This is a genomic window from Thiohalobacter thiocyanaticus (genome assembly GCF_003932505.1).
GTDB lineage: Bacteria > Pseudomonadota > Gammaproteobacteria > Thiohalobacterales > Thiohalobacteraceae > Thiohalobacter > Thiohalobacter thiocyanaticus.
In genome coordinates this window covers 2194398-2209290 of the sequence record NZ_QZMU01000001.1, presented here as the reverse complement: position 1 = coordinate 2209290, position 14893 = coordinate 2194398, and the positions used below count along the sequence as shown (strand labels likewise).

Sequence of the window (14893 nt, the reverse complement as noted above, 5' to 3'; positions counted from 1 at the left end):
GCCGACCGGCGGGCCCACCCCCGGACTCCCTGCGGTTGTTTTTTGGCACAGGCCGGCTCGATCCGTATCCTATGCAGCTCCCGAACCGACAGGACAGACCATGAGCAGCACGCCCTATCATATCGAGGTCGAGGTGCAGACCACCTACATCGAGGAACAGTCCAGCCCGGAGGACAACCGCTACGTCTTCGCCTACACCATCACCATCCGCAATACCGGCAGCGTGGCCGCCAAGCTGCTGACCCGGCACTGGATCATCACCGACAGCAACGGCAAGTCCCAAGAGGTGCGCGGCGAGGGCGTGGTCGGCGAGCAGCCGCACCTGGAACCGGGCGGATCATTCCAGTACACCAGCGGCACCATGATCGAGACCTCGGTGGGCAGCATGCGCGGCAGCTACCAGATGATCGCCGACGACGGCGTCGAGTTCGACGCCGAGATCCCCGCCTTCACCCTGTCCATTCCCCGTACGCTGCATTGAGCAGCCTTATAGATCTCAACGCAGGAACGCAAAGGCGCAGAGGACGCCAAGAGAACCATTGGTTCCGGCGTGCGCCGGAATGGCCTGCACAGTATCGGATAGAAGTCACTGATACGGCCGCAATCATGCAACGAAAAAACTTTGCGTTCTCTGCGCCTTTGCGCCTCTGCGTTAAACACATAACACAGGAAACCCGCAATGGCCGTCTACGCCATCGGTGACGTCCAGGGCTGCCTGGACGAGCTGCAACGGCTGCTGGACCGGCTGCACTTCGACCCGGCCGCCGACCGGCTCTGGTTCGCCGGTGACCTGGTCAACCGGGGACCGCAATCGCTGGAGACCCTGCGCTTCATCCGCGCGCTGGGGGGGCGTGTCGTCAGTGTACTGGGCAATCACGACCTGCATCTGCTCGCCATCAGCCGTTACGCCGACCGGCTGAAGGCCAGAGACACCCTGCTGCCGATACTCGAGGCCCCCGACCGGGACGAGCTGCTGGACTGGCTGCGGCAACGCCCCCTGTTCCATCACGATGCCACGCTCGGTTACAGCCTGGTGCATGCCGGCCTGCCGCCTCAGTGGGACCTGGACCTGGCACAGTCCTGCAGCCGCGAGGTGGAAGCCGTCCTGCGCGACGATACGCACTGCCGGGACTTTCTTGCCCACATGTACGGTAATCAACCCGACACCTGGTCGGCGCAACTCACGGGGCATGACCGCCTGCGGTTCATCGTCAATGCCTGCACCCGCCTGCGTTACTGTACACCGGAAGGTATGATGGAATTCCGCCACAGCGGTCCGCCCGGCAGCCAGCCGCCGGGCTTTCTGCCCTGGTTCGAGGCGCCCGGCCGTGCCAGCCGCGGCCTGAATGTCCTGTTCGGCCACTGGGCCTCGCTGGGTACGGTCACCAGCCCCGGCGTCCATCCGCTGGACACCGGCTGCGTCTGGGGCCATCAGCTCACCGCCCTGCGCCTGGACACAGACAAGCCCGAACGCATCAGCATCGACTGTCCCGGCGCCCGCAGGCCGGGACAGGCTGGATGAAGTCGCTCAGCGCCGTAACCCATCACCATGGCCGATCCAATAATGGGTTGCGCTTCGTTCCACCCATCCTCCTCACTCGACAAATAAAAAAGGCCCTCCCCGAAGGGAGGGCCAAGACCTCAGTGCAGGCCAGAGGAAGCGTGTATTCAGTGTGATCCGTGGATATCAGTCGAAGGGCCACCACCAGCGCTTGGCCTTGCCCTGCGGCTCGCCATCGTCCTGGTGGATGCGGTCCCGGTCCCGGTCCTGGACCTGACCGCCCTTGCCTTCGCCGGCCTTGCCGTTGCCCATGCCATTGCCGTCACCCTTGGCCTTCGCCTTGGACTTCATGCTGTCGCGCTCGGCATCCGGATCGCGGTAACGCTCACGGTCCATATCGCGGTCATGTTCCAGCTTGCGCTGCTCGTTGCGCTCGCGAACCTCGGCGGCGCGCTCCTGTCCGTAATTGTCGTTCTCGTAGCCCTGTCCCTTGCCGTTGCCACCGCCACCGGCGGCAAGTGCAGCGCCGGTGCCGGCAACAGTCAGCGCGACCGCAAGGACGATTGTTTTCCATGCCGTGTTCATTTCGATTCTCCGTGCTTGCTGTTGATGATGGCTACAGGATGCGCCGGCAAGCTGAATTCAGGCTTAATTAATAGCAGAAGAAAACGGCTTCAGCGCGGTTGAGACAGGTGGCGTTGACGGATTTGTGATTCAGGTCACAATCGCTGGAAGATCGGGGACACAGTGGCGGAAAACCGCCACGGCAAAAGTCGTAACAGGCCGCGAGCGCACGCGAACGACTGCGACATCACTGCCTGCGTTCCAGCAACTCGAAACGATAGGGATAGGGGTTTCTGTCATCCGGCGCATGCTGTTCGCGACTGAGTTGCTTCCAGTCGTCCGGGTTCCATTCCGGCAGCCAGGTATCACCTTCAAACGTATGCTCGATCACGGTGAGATAGATGCGCCCGGCCCGGTGCAGGGTGCGCTCGAACAACTCGGCGCCGCCGATGACCATAACCTCATCGGCATCACCGGCCGCGGCCAGCGCGGCGTCGAAGGAATCGACCACATCGCAGCCGGCAGCGCGGTAGGCCGGGTTGCGGCTGACCACGATATTCTGTCGTCCCGGCAGCGCCCGGCCGATGGATTCATGCGTCCTGCGGCCCATGATGATGGGCTTGCCCATCGTTACCCGCTTGAAATGCGCGAGATCAGCCGGCAGGTGCCAGGGCAGACCGTTGCGGCTGCCGATCAGCCGGTTGCGATCCATGGCAACGACAAAAGAGATGATCACACCGCCACCGGCGCCCTGATGTGAGGGTGGTGTTCGTAACCGACCAGCTCGAAGTCCTCGAAACGGAAACCGAAGATATCCTTCACCCCGGGATTGATGCGCATCAGCGGCAGCGGATAGGGCTTGCGGGTGAGCTGCTCGTCGGCCTGCTCCAGATGATTGAGATACAGATGGGCATCGCCCAGGGTGTGAACGAAGTCCCCCGGCTGCAGGTCGCAGACCTGCGCCAGCATCAGGGTCAGCAGGGCATAGGAGGCGATATTGAATGGCACCCCCAGGAAGATGTCGGCGCTGCGCTGGTAGAGCTGGCAGGACAGCCGGCCCTCGGCGACATAGAACTGGAAGAAGGCATGACAGGGCGGTAGCGCCATGTGCTCGATGTCGGCCACGTTCCAGGCGCTGACGATGATGCGGCGCGAGTCCGGATTGTGCCTGAGCTGCTCGACCACCTGCGCGATCTGATCGATGTGACGGCCGTCCGGCGTCGGCCAGCTGCGCCACTGGTAGCCGTAGATCGGGCCCAGGTCGCCGTTATCGTCGGCCCACTCGTCCCAGATGCTGACCTTGTTCTCATGCAGATACCTGACGTTGGTGTCGCCCTGCAGGAACCACAGCAGCTCATGGATGATGGAGCGCAGGTGCAGCTTCTTGGTGGTGACCACCGGGAAGCCCTCGCCCAGATCGAACCGCATCTGGTGACCGAACACGCTGAGCGTGCCGGTGCCGGTGCGGTCCTGCTTCTTCACGCCGTGCTCGCGCACATGGCGCATGAGATCGAGATACTGCTTCACGTTGTTGCCTCTTGCTCGTGTGAGGAGTTAGGAGTGAGGAGTGAGGGGGTGTGAGAAACTCTGCCCGGTGCGTCATTCCGACGCATGCAGGCACCCGGATACCGCTGCGGCCACTGGATCCCCGCCTGCGCGGGGATGACGGGTAAAGGCGGACCGGCGGCCAGGGAAGGTATGACCGCCACTCTCACGATTCTCTCCTCACTCCTCACTGCTACGCCCCCGATACGCAAGCCACAGCAGCAACGCCCCGAACAGCACCATCGGCGCCGACAGCAGGTGCCCCATGGTCAGCCAGTCGAAGGCGATGTAACCCAGATGACTGTCGGGCTCGCGCACGAATTCCACCGCGAACCGGAATACACCATAGCACAGCAGGAACAGCCCCGAGACCGCCATGCGCGGCCGCGGCCGGGCCGAGAACCACCACAGGATGAGGAACAGCGCCAGCCCTTCCAGCAGGGCCTCGTAGAGCATCGACGGATGGCGCGGTTGAGCGTCGACGAAGGGAAACACCATGCCCCAGGGCAGATCGGTGGGCCGGCCCCACAGCTCGCCGTTGATGAAGTTGCCGATACGGCCCGCCCCCAGCCCGATGGGCACCAGCGGGGCAATGAAGTCGGTGACCTGAAAGAAAGTCCGGCCGGTCCGGCGTCCGTACAGCCACATCGCCAGCAGCACGCCCAGCAACCCGCCGTGGAAAGACATGCCGCCCTGCCAGATGCGCAGCAGCAGCAGCGGATCCTCGAGGAACAGGCCGAAGTTGTAGAACAGGATATAACCGATGCGGCCGCCCAGAATGACACCCAGAGCAGCATAGAACAGCAGATCGCCGATCTCCTGCGCCTGCCAGCCGGAGTCCGGCCGCCGCGCCCGCACCCGGCCCAGCCACCAGCCGCCGACAAAGCCGATCAGGTACATCATGCCGTACCAGTGCAGGGCGAAGTCGCCGAAACGCACGATGGCGGGATCGATGTCGGGGTAGGTCAGCATGGCTTCAGTCCCTCACCAGCCGGCAGTACAGGGCCTTGAGATAATCGGTCTCGACAATGGCGGGATGACGCGGATGATCCGCCGCCTGCTGGCCCCATTCCAGAATCTGCAGCCGCCGGTCCACATGACGGGCGGCGCGATGCACCGCCTGGCGGAAGGCCCCGGACTGCATGTGGTGGGAACAGGAGGCGGTGACCAGAAAGCCGTCCCGGCCCAGCAGCCGGATGGCAAGCTGGTTGAGCCGCTGGTAGGCCTCGGTGCCGGCCTCGATGTCCTTGCGCCGCTTGATGAAGGCCGGCGGATCCAGAATCACCAGGTCGAAACGCTCATCGGCCTCGCGCAGCGCCTTGAGCGCCTCGAAGGCGTCCCCCTGGCGCGTCTGCAGCCGATCGCCGACGCCATTGATCACGGCATTATGCGCGGCGCGCTCCAGGGCCTCGCGCGAGCTGTCCACACAGATGACCTCGCTCGCGCCGGCCAGTGCCGCCTGCACGCCCCAGGCGCCGACATAACTGAACACGTCCAGCACCCGCGCCCCGGCCGCGTAGCGGCGCAGGCGGCCGCGGTTGTCGGCCTGGTCGTAGAACCAGCCGGTCTTCTGGCCCGATTGCAGCGAGACCTCGAAGCGCGCGCCGTTCTCGCTCACCACAACCGGATCGGGGACTTCGCCCAATGTCTCCACATAGGTTTCCAGGCCCTCCAGCCGACGCACCTCCGTGTCGTTGCGCAGCAGGATACCCTGCGGGCGCAGCACCTGCTCCAGCGCGGCGATCACCGCCTCCCGGACCGCCTCCATGCCGGCGGTGGTCAGCTGCACCGCCAGGATGTCACCGTAGCGGTCGACGATCAGCCCGGGCAGGCCGTCGGCCTCGCCGTAGCACAGGCGGTAACAGGGCTGCTCGTACAGGCGCTGGCGCAGCGACAGGGCGACATTGAGCCGGTGCACCAGCAGCGACTTGTCCAGCACCTGGTCGGGATCCCGGCTGACCAGGCGGGCACAGATCAGCGAATGCGGGTTGACGTAGCCGCTGCCCAGGGGACGGCCGTTGTGGGCCTCGATCCGCACCGGCTGACCGGGCGCGAAGCCGGTCAGCGGCGTGGCGCCGGTGTCCACCTCGTTGCTGTAGACCCACAGGTGGCCGGCGCGCAGCCGGCGTTCCTCGCGCCGTTTCAGGCGCAGGGGAGCGAGCGGGGATGCGGTTTCGGCAACAGACATGGGGTGGGCCTTAGCGGTCAGGCCCGCCATTGTACAGAAGGTGGGCAACGCCATGGTAGGTTGGACAACCGGGGACAGACCCCAATTTTTGCTTTTCGAAAAATTGGGGTCTGTCCCGAATGGCACTTACATAAGCCGGATTTCAGTCTATCCGTCATTCCCGCGAAGGCGGGAATCCAGTGCTTGGCAGAGCAAATGAACGCTGGATCCCCGCCTTCGCGGGGATGACGGGCTAAAGTAAGTACCATTCGGGTCTGCCCCCCCGGTTTCCGGATTCCTCTCAGCCCAACCTGCCCCGGCGCCGCAGCGCCAGCGGCAGAAAGGCCAGCACGCACAGCACCTCCAGCCCGCCGACAATGACGAAGGCCGGGGTGTAGCTGCCGAACAGGCTCACCAGGCTGCCGCCGGTGAGCGGACCCAGCACGAAGCCGAGCGAGCCGGCGAAATTGAAACCGCTCATGGCCAGGGCCTTGTGCTCGGGCCGCGACAACTCGGCCACCAGTACCAGCGAGGGGGCGTACATGAGCGCGGCAGTAACCCCGCCGGCGAACATCAGCCAGGGAATGAATCCGCCCGGCACCAGCCCCACGGCCGTCAGCGTCAGGCCATAGGCCGCGCTTCCGGTCAGCATCATGGTCAGCGGATTCCAGCGCCGGGACAGCAGACCGGCGGGAAAGGTCAGCAGCGAGAAGGGGATCAGGAACAACGCCATGGTCAGGCCGATACCGGCCGCGTCCAGGCCGATGACCTGGCTCAGGTACAGCGACAGGGTGGAGACGATGAAGCCCACGGTCAGCCGGTCGATGAAGGCGAAGGCATAGGGCAGCAGCAGCGGCCGGTTGGCCGGCAGCGCCCGCAGCAGCGCACCCGGACCGCCGTGACTGCGGCCGACCGGCAGGTCGCGCAGTGCCAGCGCGGCCAGCGGGGTCAGCAGCAACATCAGCAGTGCACCGGCCTGCAGGACCCGTTCCGCCCCGCCGTCGACGCCGATCCATCCGCCGAGGGGCGCACCGCTGGCCACGCCCAGGCTGATGGCCGAACCCACCAGGCCCATCACCGCGCCGCTGCCGCGGCGCCGGGCATGGTCCGCGGCCAGGGTCATCAACAGGCTGAGCGCCGTGATGTGGGCACAGCCCTCGACGAACCGCCAGCCCAGGTAGACCGGATAGCTCCAGTCCTGCAGCAGCATCAGCAACGCCAGGGCGTTCAGCGCCAGTGCGCCGGCGATAATGGGCCGGCGCCGCTGCCACAGGTCCGACAGCAGCCCGGCCAGCGGCACGCACAGCAGGGCACCGAGCATGTTGGCCGACATGAACAGGTGCTGGGCGAATTCGCTCAGGTCCGGGTAGCGGCCGACGGTCAACTCGCGCAGCACCGGCACCATGCCGGTGACCGGCAGCATCAGCAGGTACAGGGCGAGCGCGATCAGGCCCAGCTGCATCAGTTCTCACCCCCGCCCTGGCCGGCCGCCTCCAGTGCGGCGACCAGGTCCGCGCCGCGCCACAGCGCCAGGTCGGCGGCCTCGCTGCGATAGGGCCAGATCGCGACCGCGCCTGCATCCAGCACCGGCCAGTCACCCTGGTAGAGGATCAGATACCCCTGCGGATGGGTCCGCGCCCAGTCCGCCGCCTGCGCCCGTTCAACCTCGGTCAGCGGCCATTGCAGCCGCCCCGGGAACTGAAACTGGCCGTGATATTTGCCCACATGCGCCACCGGCGCGCCGGCGGCCTGCAGGACCGCGAGGCGCCGGGCGGCGGGCCGCAGGTCGTAGGCCGGCGCGGCCGCCGGCAGCACGGCCAGATGGCCGGCGCCGATCAGCAGCACCGTGGCCAGGGCGGTCAGCCGGACCTGGCTAAGGCCTGACAGGGGCGGCAATGCCAGGGCCAGCAGGCCGATTCCGCCCAGCGCCAGACCCGGCCAGACCGGCAGCTCCGGCACCCAGAAGGCCAGACCGGGCCGCACCAGCAGGGGCGCCAGGGACAGCAGCCCGCCGCCGAGGATGAGTATCGCCGCCGCCAGCCACGGCCGCCGCGCCGTCCCGGGCGCGGCGACGGCCAGCCGCGCCAGTAGTAGCATGGCGGCCGGGAACAGGGGCAGCAGGTACTTGATCTGCTTGCCGCTGACCAGGCTGAAGGCGAGCAGCACCGGCAACAGCCAGGCCAGCAGGAAGCGCAGCGTCCAGTCACCACGCCAGCCGATCCGGCTCGCACCGCGCCAGAGCGGCCGCCACAGCAGCCAGGGCAACAGGATCAGGGGCAGCCAGGGCAGATACCACCACCAGGGCTGGCGGTGAGCGAAGGAATCCACCACCCGGCCGGCGGTCTGACCCCAGAAGATGGCGTCGCGGTAAGCCTCGCCGCCGGCAATTCCCGCCGGCACCGCCCAGGCCAGGGCGATCACCGCTCCCAGCGCCACCGCCCCGAGCAGAGCGCCATACCAGCGCCCCCAGGCAGGCGCGCGCGCCACCCACAGCGGGGCGAGCAGCGCTGCCGGCAGCAGATGCAGCAGGATCACCGGTCCCTTGCTGAGCACCCCCAGCCCGATCGCCAGCCCGAGAATCCCCCAGCCGCGACGCCGGCCTGCCGCCGCCTCCAGCAGGCCCAGCATCCCAGTGAGGGTGCAGGCCACCAGCAGCAGATCGAACTGCACCAGGGTGAGAAAGGCCGCCCACACCGGCAGGCCCAACAGCAACCAGGGTACGTAGCGGGCGGTCTGCGGCAGTTCCGGCCACAGACGCCGCGCCAGTCCGGCCGCCAACATCAGATTGAGTAGCGCCAGCAGCGGCGCCACCAGCCGCGGCCACCAGTCATTGACGCCGAACAGAGCCCAGCCGGCCTGGATCAGCCAGAACAGCAGCGGCGGCTTGTGGTGATAGACCTCACCGTTGAGATGCGGCACCAGCAGGTCCCCGCGCAGCCACATCTCCCAGGCGACCGCGACATAGCGGGTCTCGTCCACCGGCAGCAGCGGCCGCAACCACAGCACCAGCGCCATCAGTCCGGCATGCAGGGCCAGCAGGCCCGCCAGGTCCCGCAGCGGCAAGCTCGCCGATCTCATGCGTCCAGTTCCCGATCCAGGGATTCGTCCAGAGTACGGCCGCGGCGGTAGCGTCGATAGAGATAGATGCCCAGCGCGCCGGAGGCGAGGAACAGCACCATCGACAGCGTGGTGCGCAACACCGGCTGGATCGTCATACCGCTGCCCAGCAGAGCGAAGACCACCGTCTGCGGGATATAGCCGATCGCCGAGCCGAGAAAAAAGGGGGCCGGCCGCACGCTGGAGACACCGGCGGCGAGATTGACCATCAGGTTCCATCCTACCGGCAGCAGCCGTATCAGCAGGGTCATGGAAAAGGGATTGTCATGGATGAAGGCGTCGACCCTGCGAATGCGCTCTGACAGCCGCGGCCGCAGCAGCCGCCGGCCGGCCAGACGGCCGAAGCTGAAGGCCAGCATGCAGCCCAGCGCCGAGGCCAGCAGGGCGAACACCGCACCGGGGAGGAAGCCGAAGGCATAGCCGCCGAGGAAGGAGACGAACTGGCGCGACAGGCCGGCGCCGATGAACAGGGCACCGACCGCTACATAGGCCAGCCCACCCCAGGCGTGGCCGCGCACATGGGCGTCGATCCAGTCGGTGTTGAGATAGCGGCTCATCAGCAGGCCGGCCAGCACGAAGCCGGCCATCAGCAGCAGGCCGCGCAGCAGCAGACGCAGGCGCCGGTTCACTCCGCGTCCACCTCCGAGACCAGGGGACGCTTAGCCCGGCGCTGCAGCCAACTCACGCCGAACAGGTCGACGATGCCCACCCACAGGCGGTCGAACACCCCGTACTTGCTCTGCCCGCGCGCCCGCGGCCGGTGATTGACCGTCACCGACACCACGCGGCCGCCGGCACGCTGCACCAGGGCCGGCAGGAAGCGGTGCATGTGATCGAAACAGGGCAATTCCAGGAAGACATCACGGCGGAACAGCTTGAGCCCGCAACCGGTATCCGGCGTATCGTCGTCCAGCAGCCGGCGGCGCACCCCGTTGGCAACGCGCGAGGCCAGGCGCTTGACCGCGCTGTCCCGGCGCCGGCGGCGCCAGCCGGCAATCAGCCACAGGGGCGGATCGCCGGTATCGGCCCGCATCCGGGCCGAGAGGTTGGGGATATCGGCCGGATCGTTCTGCCCGTCGCCGTCCAGGGTCGCGATCCAGGACGCGCGCGCCGCCCGCACCCCGGTCCGGATGGCCGTGCTCTGGCAAGCTGGCGGCATGGTTCAGGATGCGCAGGCGCGGGAACTCGTACCGGCAGTCGCGCAGCTCACCCAGGGTGGCGTCGCGGCTGCCGTCGTTCACATAGATCACCTCGTAGTCGAGGTGGCCCTCCAGCGCGGTGCGGATCTCCTCCAGCAGGGGCCGGATGTTGTCCGCTTCGTTGAAGACCGGTACCACGACCGATAAATCCATGTGCCGTCTCGGTGTAATTGAGTCCGGCCGGAGCCGGCCGGTATAGTCGGGAGTCATTATCCCAAATCAGCCACGGAATCACACGGAAGGCACGGAAATACATGCTGTTATGCTCAGGGGCTCTATGATTAACTCGTCATTGCGAGGAGCGCAGCGACGCGGCAATCTCTAACTGATTGATTCTGCAGTACGAGATTGCTTCGCTACGTTTATGCCCTCTGGTTACTCGCAATGACAGGACTGTTTGAATTAATCAGAGGTTCCTCAGCGCCCCGCCGGTTGTTTCCGACCTTGGCCTTTTCCGCATGTTTCCGTGGCAGATAGTGGCTTCAGGATTATATAGAGAAGCCCCGGAGGCCGCATGACCGACGTCAAGACCAATCACCTGGCCGGCGAGACCAGTCCCTACCTGCTCCAGCATGCCGACAATCCGGTGGACTGGCATCCCTGGGGCGAGGAGGCGCTGGCACTGGCGCGTCGGGAGGACAAGCCCATCCTGCTCTCCATCGGCTATTCGGCCTGCCACTGGTGCCACGTCATGGCGCACGAGAGCTTCGAGGATCCCGGGGTGGCGCAGGTGATGAACGACCTGTTCGTCAACATCAAGGTCGACCGTGAGGAACGCCCGGACCTGGACAAGATCTACCAGGTCGCCCACAGCCTGCTCACCCAGCGCAACGGCGGCTGGCCATTGACCATGTTCCTCACCCCCGAGGAACGCATCCCCTTCTTCGGCGGCACCTATTTCCCCAGGCAGCCGCGCTTCGGACTGCCCGGCTTCACCGAGCTGCTGCAGCGCGTGGCGGACTTCTACCGCGAGCGCAAGGACGCCATCGCCAATCAGAACCAGGACCTGATGCGCGCCATGCAGGCCATCGCCGCGCCGCAGCGGGTCGAGGACGCCGAGCTGAGCCTGCTGCCGCTGGACGTGGCGCGGCGCCAGCTGGAAGAGCAATACGACGAGCAGCGCGGCGGCTTCGGGCAGGCGCCGAAGTTCCCGCATCCCGGCAGCCTGGAGCGGCTGCTGCGTCACTGGCAGCGCAGCCGGCAGCAGGACAACAGCGACGACCGCGCCCTGGAAATGCTCACCCGCACCCTGGAACGCATGGCCCTGGGCGGGATCAACGACCAGATCGGCGGCGGCTTCTGCCGCTACTCCACCGACGACGACTGGATGATCCCGCACTTCGAGAAGATGCTCTACGACAACGGCCCGCTGCTCGCCCTCTACAGCCAGACCCATGCCGCCACCCGGGAACCGCTGTTCGCCCGCACCGCCATGACCACGGCCGACTGGGTGATGCGCGAGATGCAGTCTCCCGAGGGCGGCTACTACTCCAGCCTGGACGCCGACTCCGAGGGCGAGGAAGGCAAATTCTATGTCTGGACCCCGGACGAGGTGCAGGCCGCGCTGAGTGCAGAGGAATACGCCGCTTTCGCCCCGCGCTACGGCCTGGACCGCGCCGCCAACTTCGAGGGCCGGTGGTATCCGCATGTATTCCGCTCGCCCGGGGACATCGCCGCCGATCTCGGCATCGATACGGCAGAGGTCGAACGCCGGCTGGACAGTGCCCGGGACAAACTCTTCACGCTGCGCGAACAGCGGGTGCGCCCCGGCCGCGACGACAAGATACTCACCGCCTGGAACGCCCTCATGATCCGCGGCATGGCCATCGCCGCCCGCCACCTGCAGCGCCCCGATTATGCCGAGTCCGCCGAACGGGCGCTGGGTTTCATCCGCAACACACTGTGGCAGGACGGCCGGCTGCTGGCCACCTGCAAGGACGGGCACGCGCATCTCAACGCCTACCTGGACGATCACGTCTACCTGATCGACGCCATCCTGGAGCTGCTGCAGGTTCGCTGGAGCAGCGCCGACATGCAATTCGCCCTGGAACTCACCGAGGTCGTACTCAAGCATTTTCAGGCCGACGATGGCGGCTTCTACTTCACCGCCGACGACCACGAGGCCCTGATCCAGCGGCCCAAGCCGGTGCATGACGACTCGCAGCCGGCAGGCAATGGCGTGGCGGCACGCGTGCTTGTCCGCCTGGGTCATCTGCTGGCGGAGCCGCGCTACCTGGACGCCGCCGAAGCCACCCTGCGCGCCCTGTGGCTGCCGATGGAACAGAACGCCTTCGCCTGCACCAGCCTGGTCGACGCCCTGGAGGAATTCCTCGATCCCGGCGAGGCCGTCATCCTGCGCGGCGAAGCCGATGCCATACAGAACTGGCAGACGGACTGCGCCGCCGCCTGCGCCCCCAAGCGCCTGTGTCTGGCCATCCCGAATGACGCCGCCGATCTGCCCGAGGCGCTTGCCGAGAAAAGACCGCAGGAAGAAACGGTCGCCTATATCTGCACCGGCACCCGGTGCTCGCCGCCGATCAGGATGCGGGAAGAACTCCGCAAGGCACTGGCCTGATCAGGCCTTCTTCACAAACTCCGATTTCAGCTGCATGGCGCCAATGCCGTCGATCTTGCAGTCGATATTGTGATCGCCCTCGACCAGCCGGATATTCTTTACCCTGGTCCCGACCTTCACTACCGAAGAGGAGCCCTTGATCCTGAGGTCCTTGATCACGACGACGCTGTCGCCGGCCTGCAGGACATTGCCATTGGCATCCTTGACCACCTGACCCATATCAGCAGTCTCTGCCTCGCCATCAATTGACCACTCGTGCGCGCATTCGGGGCAGACGTACAGGCTGCCGTCAATGTAGGTGTATTCCGAGCCGCACTGCGGGCACCTGGGTAGCTCACTCATGGTTTTCACTTCATCCTGTCGAACGGATGGACAGTATAAGCCATCACCGATTGCGCCGATCCTGCAAATCCTGCGACTCCGACCCGCTCGCCGCCACGGGACAGGACCTGACGGAGGGTGAGTTCACGGCGAGCAGACAGACCTGCCATCTCTCCACTCTGCGCACACTTCAGACCCTGCCCCAGTACGCTCCCATACCGCGGTGACTTGACGGCTCGCCTCGCCTCATATAAGTTAGTAAACGCTCACTTATATGCAGGGATGTGTATGCATATATTTTCAACTCAATGAAATATATGGAGACATTTTATGGACAACTTCGATCAGGAACTCGACGCCCGCGGCCTTAACTGCCCCCTGCCCATTGTGCGGGCCAAAAAGGCCATCGCCCCCATGCAGACCGGACAGGTGCTCAAGATCGTAGCCACGGACCCGGGTTCGGTGAAGGACTTCGACGCCTTCTGCAAGCAGACGGGCAATGAACTGGTCTCGAGCAGCGAAGGCAATGGGGAATATGAATTCCTCATTCGCAAGACTTCATGACGCGAAGGCTGAAAGCGCCCGAACGCCGGGCCTCGATCCTGGCGGTGGCGAAGACGCTGTTTGCCGACCGGGGTATGCACGGGGTGTCCGTGGACGAGATCGCACGGCGGCTGGGCGTAAGCCCGGCTGTCCTCTATCGCCATTTCAATTCCAAGGAGGCACTGTACGAGGCAGCGCTGAGCGAGATCGCCGGTCAGCGCGAAAGCTACGTGGAGGCGGCCCTGAACGGGCCGGAGGATTTCGGCAGCGTACTGCTGCGCATGACGCGGGTTTATGCCGCTAGCGTGGCCCGGGATCCGGACTACCTGCGCATGGAGATGCACGGCATGCTCGCGGACGCGACGGCGGCGCAGCGTTTTTTCGAATCGCGCTGGAAGGGTTTTACCGATTTCATCGAGATCAGCCTGGCTGAACCGGCCCTGCAGGGCCGGGCCGGGCAGGTGGACGGCCGCACCGCCAGCCTGCTGTTCCAGGGCATGGTGCGCGAGGCGCTGTATGCCAAGTGCATCCTCGACAGTCCGCGTTATCAGGACATGGCGCTGGATGATCTGATCGAACAGCTGGTCCGGCTGTTCCTGAACGCCATTGGATACAGGACGGAATGACGACAACAACCCAACCGGCAGATACAACCGCACCGGTCGAAGTGCCGGTGACCTACCGCCGCGAATGGCAGGACGGCTTCGGCGCCCGCGGCTGGAAGCTGGACATCGCCATCGGCGATGAATTCGTCATCGCCAGCACCGCCTACACCGGCGGCAACATCCCCACCTCGGTGCTGATCCATGACATCGTCGATCATTATCTGTGCGGCTTCGGTCTGAGCGGTCACCGCGACGAGGCCATGGCCCTGATACAGCTGCGCGAACGCACCGGCACGGACATCGAACCCGATTATGCCCAGATGGTGGACGAGGACGTCGCCCGGGGTCTGATCAACGGCGAGCCGCTGGAGGAGTTTCTGCCGTCGGATCTGGCACAACAGCTGCCCGCACAGGGCACGTCAACCGAGCGCATGCGCGCACTGCGGGAACGGATCGGGGAACAGACACTGCGCCAGCGGCTCATCGCCCGCTTCTTTGAACTCGGCGAACAGGGACGGCAGCGCGCGCAGCAGGCCTGGCAGCGTCTGGGACTGGATTATGCAAAACGCCCCGCCATCGCCCTGGCGCTGCAGCATCTGCTGGAACGGGCCGATGCCTGCTGGATGCTGGAACAGGATATCGCTGCAATGCACGGACAGTTCGTGATCACGCCGACCCGGTGCCGGCTGGAAATGGACGGGCAGACGTGGAAGGAGAACCTGCAGTCGGGCCAGTGAGCAGGTCGGGTTACGCCTT

15 protein-coding genes and 1 pseudogene are annotated in these 14893 nt (G+C 65.7%); 6 read left to right on the top strand and 10 right to left on the bottom strand.

All coding sequences use genetic code 11. The features are described 5' to 3' along the window. Nucleotides 1–100: 100 nt before the first annotated feature. Together apaG and D6C00_RS10420 are read left to right on the top strand one after the other, a co-directional pair. Nucleotides 101–481, top strand: coding sequence for a Co2+/Mg2+ efflux protein ApaG (apaG, locus tag D6C00_RS10425; RefSeq protein ID WP_125181666.1), 381 nt, complete (start codon nt 101–103; stop codon nt 479–481). A 198-nt stretch (nt 482–679) separates the two neighbouring features. Then, on the top strand, nt 680–1522 hold the full coding sequence (locus tag D6C00_RS10420; protein ID WP_125181665.1) for a symmetrical bis(5'-nucleosyl)-tetraphosphatase: 843 nt from the start codon (nt 680–682) through the stop codon (nt 1520–1522). A gap of 165 nt (nt 1523–1687) precedes the next feature. Here the strand turns inward: D6C00_RS10420 and D6C00_RS10415 are convergent, their stop codons facing one another. The 9 genes and pseudogenes from D6C00_RS10415 to D6C00_RS10370 all read right to left on the bottom strand — a co-directional run bounded on the left by D6C00_RS10415 (nt 1688) and on the right by D6C00_RS10370 (nt 10246). Continuing rightward, nucleotides 1688–2086: a hypothetical protein gene (locus D6C00_RS10415; protein ID WP_125181664.1), complete on the bottom strand. Its 399-nt coding sequence runs from the start codon at nt 2084–2086 to the stop codon at nt 1688–1690. A gap of 226 nt (nt 2087–2312) precedes the next feature. Next, the gene (gene folA / locus D6C00_RS10410; protein WP_125181663.1) at nt 2313–2801 is read right to left on the bottom strand and encodes a type 3 dihydrofolate reductase; all 489 of its coding nucleotides are present in this window, start codon (nt 2799–2801) and stop codon (nt 2313–2315) included. Further along, nucleotides 2798–3592, bottom strand: a complete 795-nt coding sequence (locus D6C00_RS10405) for a thymidylate synthase (RefSeq protein ID WP_125181662.1) — start codon at nt 3590–3592, stop codon at nt 2798–2800. Before D6C00_RS10405 ends, folA begins: the two co-directional genes overlap by 4 nt. A 198-nt stretch (nt 3593–3790) precedes the next feature. Then, the gene (gene lgt / locus D6C00_RS10400; protein ID WP_125181661.1) at nt 3791–4582 is read right to left on the bottom strand and encodes a prolipoprotein diacylglyceryl transferase; all 792 of its coding nucleotides are present in this window, start codon (nt 4580–4582) and stop codon (nt 3791–3793) included. 4 nt (nt 4583–4586) lie between these two features. Then, nucleotides 4587–5798, bottom strand: a complete 1212-nt coding sequence (locus D6C00_RS10395; RefSeq protein ID WP_125181660.1) for a class I SAM-dependent rRNA methyltransferase — start codon at nt 5796–5798, stop codon at nt 4587–4589. 280 nt (nt 5799–6078) lie between these two features. Then, on the bottom strand, nt 6079–7239 hold the full coding sequence (locus tag D6C00_RS10385) for an MFS transporter (RefSeq protein WP_125181658.1): 1161 nt from the start codon (nt 7237–7239) through the stop codon (nt 6079–6081). Beyond that, on the bottom strand, nt 7239–8855 hold the full coding sequence (locus tag D6C00_RS10380) for an ArnT family glycosyltransferase (RefSeq protein WP_125181657.1): 1617 nt from the start codon (nt 8853–8855) through the stop codon (nt 7239–7241). The genes D6C00_RS10385 and D6C00_RS10380 overlap by 1 nt, the downstream gene beginning before the upstream one ends. Beyond that, nucleotides 8852–9523: a TVP38/TMEM64 family protein gene (locus D6C00_RS10375; RefSeq protein ID WP_206609547.1), complete on the bottom strand. Its 672-nt coding sequence runs from the start codon at nt 9521–9523 to the stop codon at nt 8852–8854. Before D6C00_RS10375 ends, D6C00_RS10380 begins: the two co-directional genes overlap by 4 nt. Then, a pseudogene (locus tag D6C00_RS10370) lies at nt 9520–10246 on the bottom strand (glycosyltransferase family 2 protein). The gene D6C00_RS10375 and the pseudogene D6C00_RS10370 overlap by 4 nt, the downstream one beginning before the upstream one ends. Nucleotides 10247–10607: 361 nt before the next feature. Between D6C00_RS10370 and D6C00_RS10365 the strand changes: the two are divergent. Further along, nucleotides 10608–12668: a thioredoxin domain-containing protein gene (locus tag D6C00_RS10365; RefSeq protein WP_125181656.1), complete on the top strand. Its 2061-nt coding sequence runs from the start codon at nt 10608–10610 to the stop codon at nt 12666–12668. Here the strand turns inward: D6C00_RS10365 and D6C00_RS10360 are convergent, their stop codons facing one another. Beyond that, nucleotides 12669–13010: a zinc ribbon domain-containing protein YjdM gene (locus tag D6C00_RS10360; protein WP_125181655.1), complete on the bottom strand. Its 342-nt coding sequence runs from the start codon at nt 13008–13010 to the stop codon at nt 12669–12671. A 309-nt stretch (nt 13011–13319) separates the two neighbouring features. Between D6C00_RS10360 and D6C00_RS10355 the strand changes: the two genes are divergently transcribed. The 3 genes from D6C00_RS10355 to D6C00_RS10345 are packed head-to-tail and all read left to right on the top strand — an operon-like array spanning nt 13320 to nt 14874. Continuing rightward, nucleotides 13320–13553 (top strand): sulfurtransferase TusA family protein, encoded by a 234-nt coding sequence (locus D6C00_RS10355; protein ID WP_125181654.1) that lies wholly within the window; start codon nt 13320–13322, stop codon nt 13551–13553. Next, complete coding sequence (locus tag D6C00_RS10350; protein WP_125181653.1) at nt 13550–14158, top strand: TetR/AcrR family transcriptional regulator; 609 nt, start codon at nt 13550–13552, stop codon at nt 14156–14158. Before D6C00_RS10355 ends, D6C00_RS10350 begins: the two co-directional genes overlap by 4 nt. Continuing rightward, nucleotides 14155–14874: a hypothetical protein gene (locus D6C00_RS10345; protein ID WP_125181652.1), complete on the top strand. Its 720-nt coding sequence runs from the start codon at nt 14155–14157 to the stop codon at nt 14872–14874. Before D6C00_RS10350 ends, D6C00_RS10345 begins: the two co-directional genes overlap by 4 nt. The last annotated feature ends 19 nt before the right edge of the window (nt 14875–14893 follow it).

Coding starts and splice junctions, on each gene's coding strand:
- D6C00_RS10345 (WP_125181652.1), top strand. CDS start 14,155: ATGACGACAACAACCCAACCGGCAGATACAACCGCACCGGTCGAAGTG.
- D6C00_RS10355 (WP_125181654.1), top strand. CDS start 13,320: ATGGACAACTTCGATCAGGAACTCGACGCCCGCGGCCTTAACTGCCCC.
- lgt (WP_125181661.1), bottom strand. CDS start 4,582: ATGCTGACCTACCCCGACATCGATCCCGCCATCGTGCGTTTCGGCGAC.
- apaG (WP_125181666.1), top strand. CDS start 101: ATGAGCAGCACGCCCTATCATATCGAGGTCGAGGTGCAGACCACCTAC.
- D6C00_RS10360 (WP_125181655.1), bottom strand. CDS start 13,010: ATGAGTGAGCTACCCAGGTGCCCGCAGTGCGGCTCGGAATACACCTAC.
- D6C00_RS10385 (WP_125181658.1), bottom strand. CDS start 7,239: ATGCAGCTGGGCCTGATCGCGCTCGCCCTGTACCTGCTGATGCTGCCG.
- D6C00_RS10365 (WP_125181656.1), top strand. CDS start 10,608: ATGACCGACGTCAAGACCAATCACCTGGCCGGCGAGACCAGTCCCTAC.
- D6C00_RS10380 (WP_125181657.1), bottom strand. CDS start 8,855: ATGAGATCGGCGAGCTTGCCGCTGCGGGACCTGGCGGGCCTGCTGGCC.
- D6C00_RS10395 (WP_125181660.1), bottom strand. CDS start 5,798: ATGTCTGTTGCCGAAACCGCATCCCCGCTCGCTCCCCTGCGCCTGAAA.
- D6C00_RS10420 (WP_125181665.1), top strand. CDS start 680: ATGGCCGTCTACGCCATCGGTGACGTCCAGGGCTGCCTGGACGAGCTG.
- D6C00_RS10415 (WP_125181664.1), bottom strand. CDS start 2,086: ATGAACACGGCATGGAAAACAATCGTCCTTGCGGTCGCGCTGACTGTT.
- D6C00_RS10350 (WP_125181653.1), top strand. CDS start 13,550: ATGACGCGAAGGCTGAAAGCGCCCGAACGCCGGGCCTCGATCCTGGCG.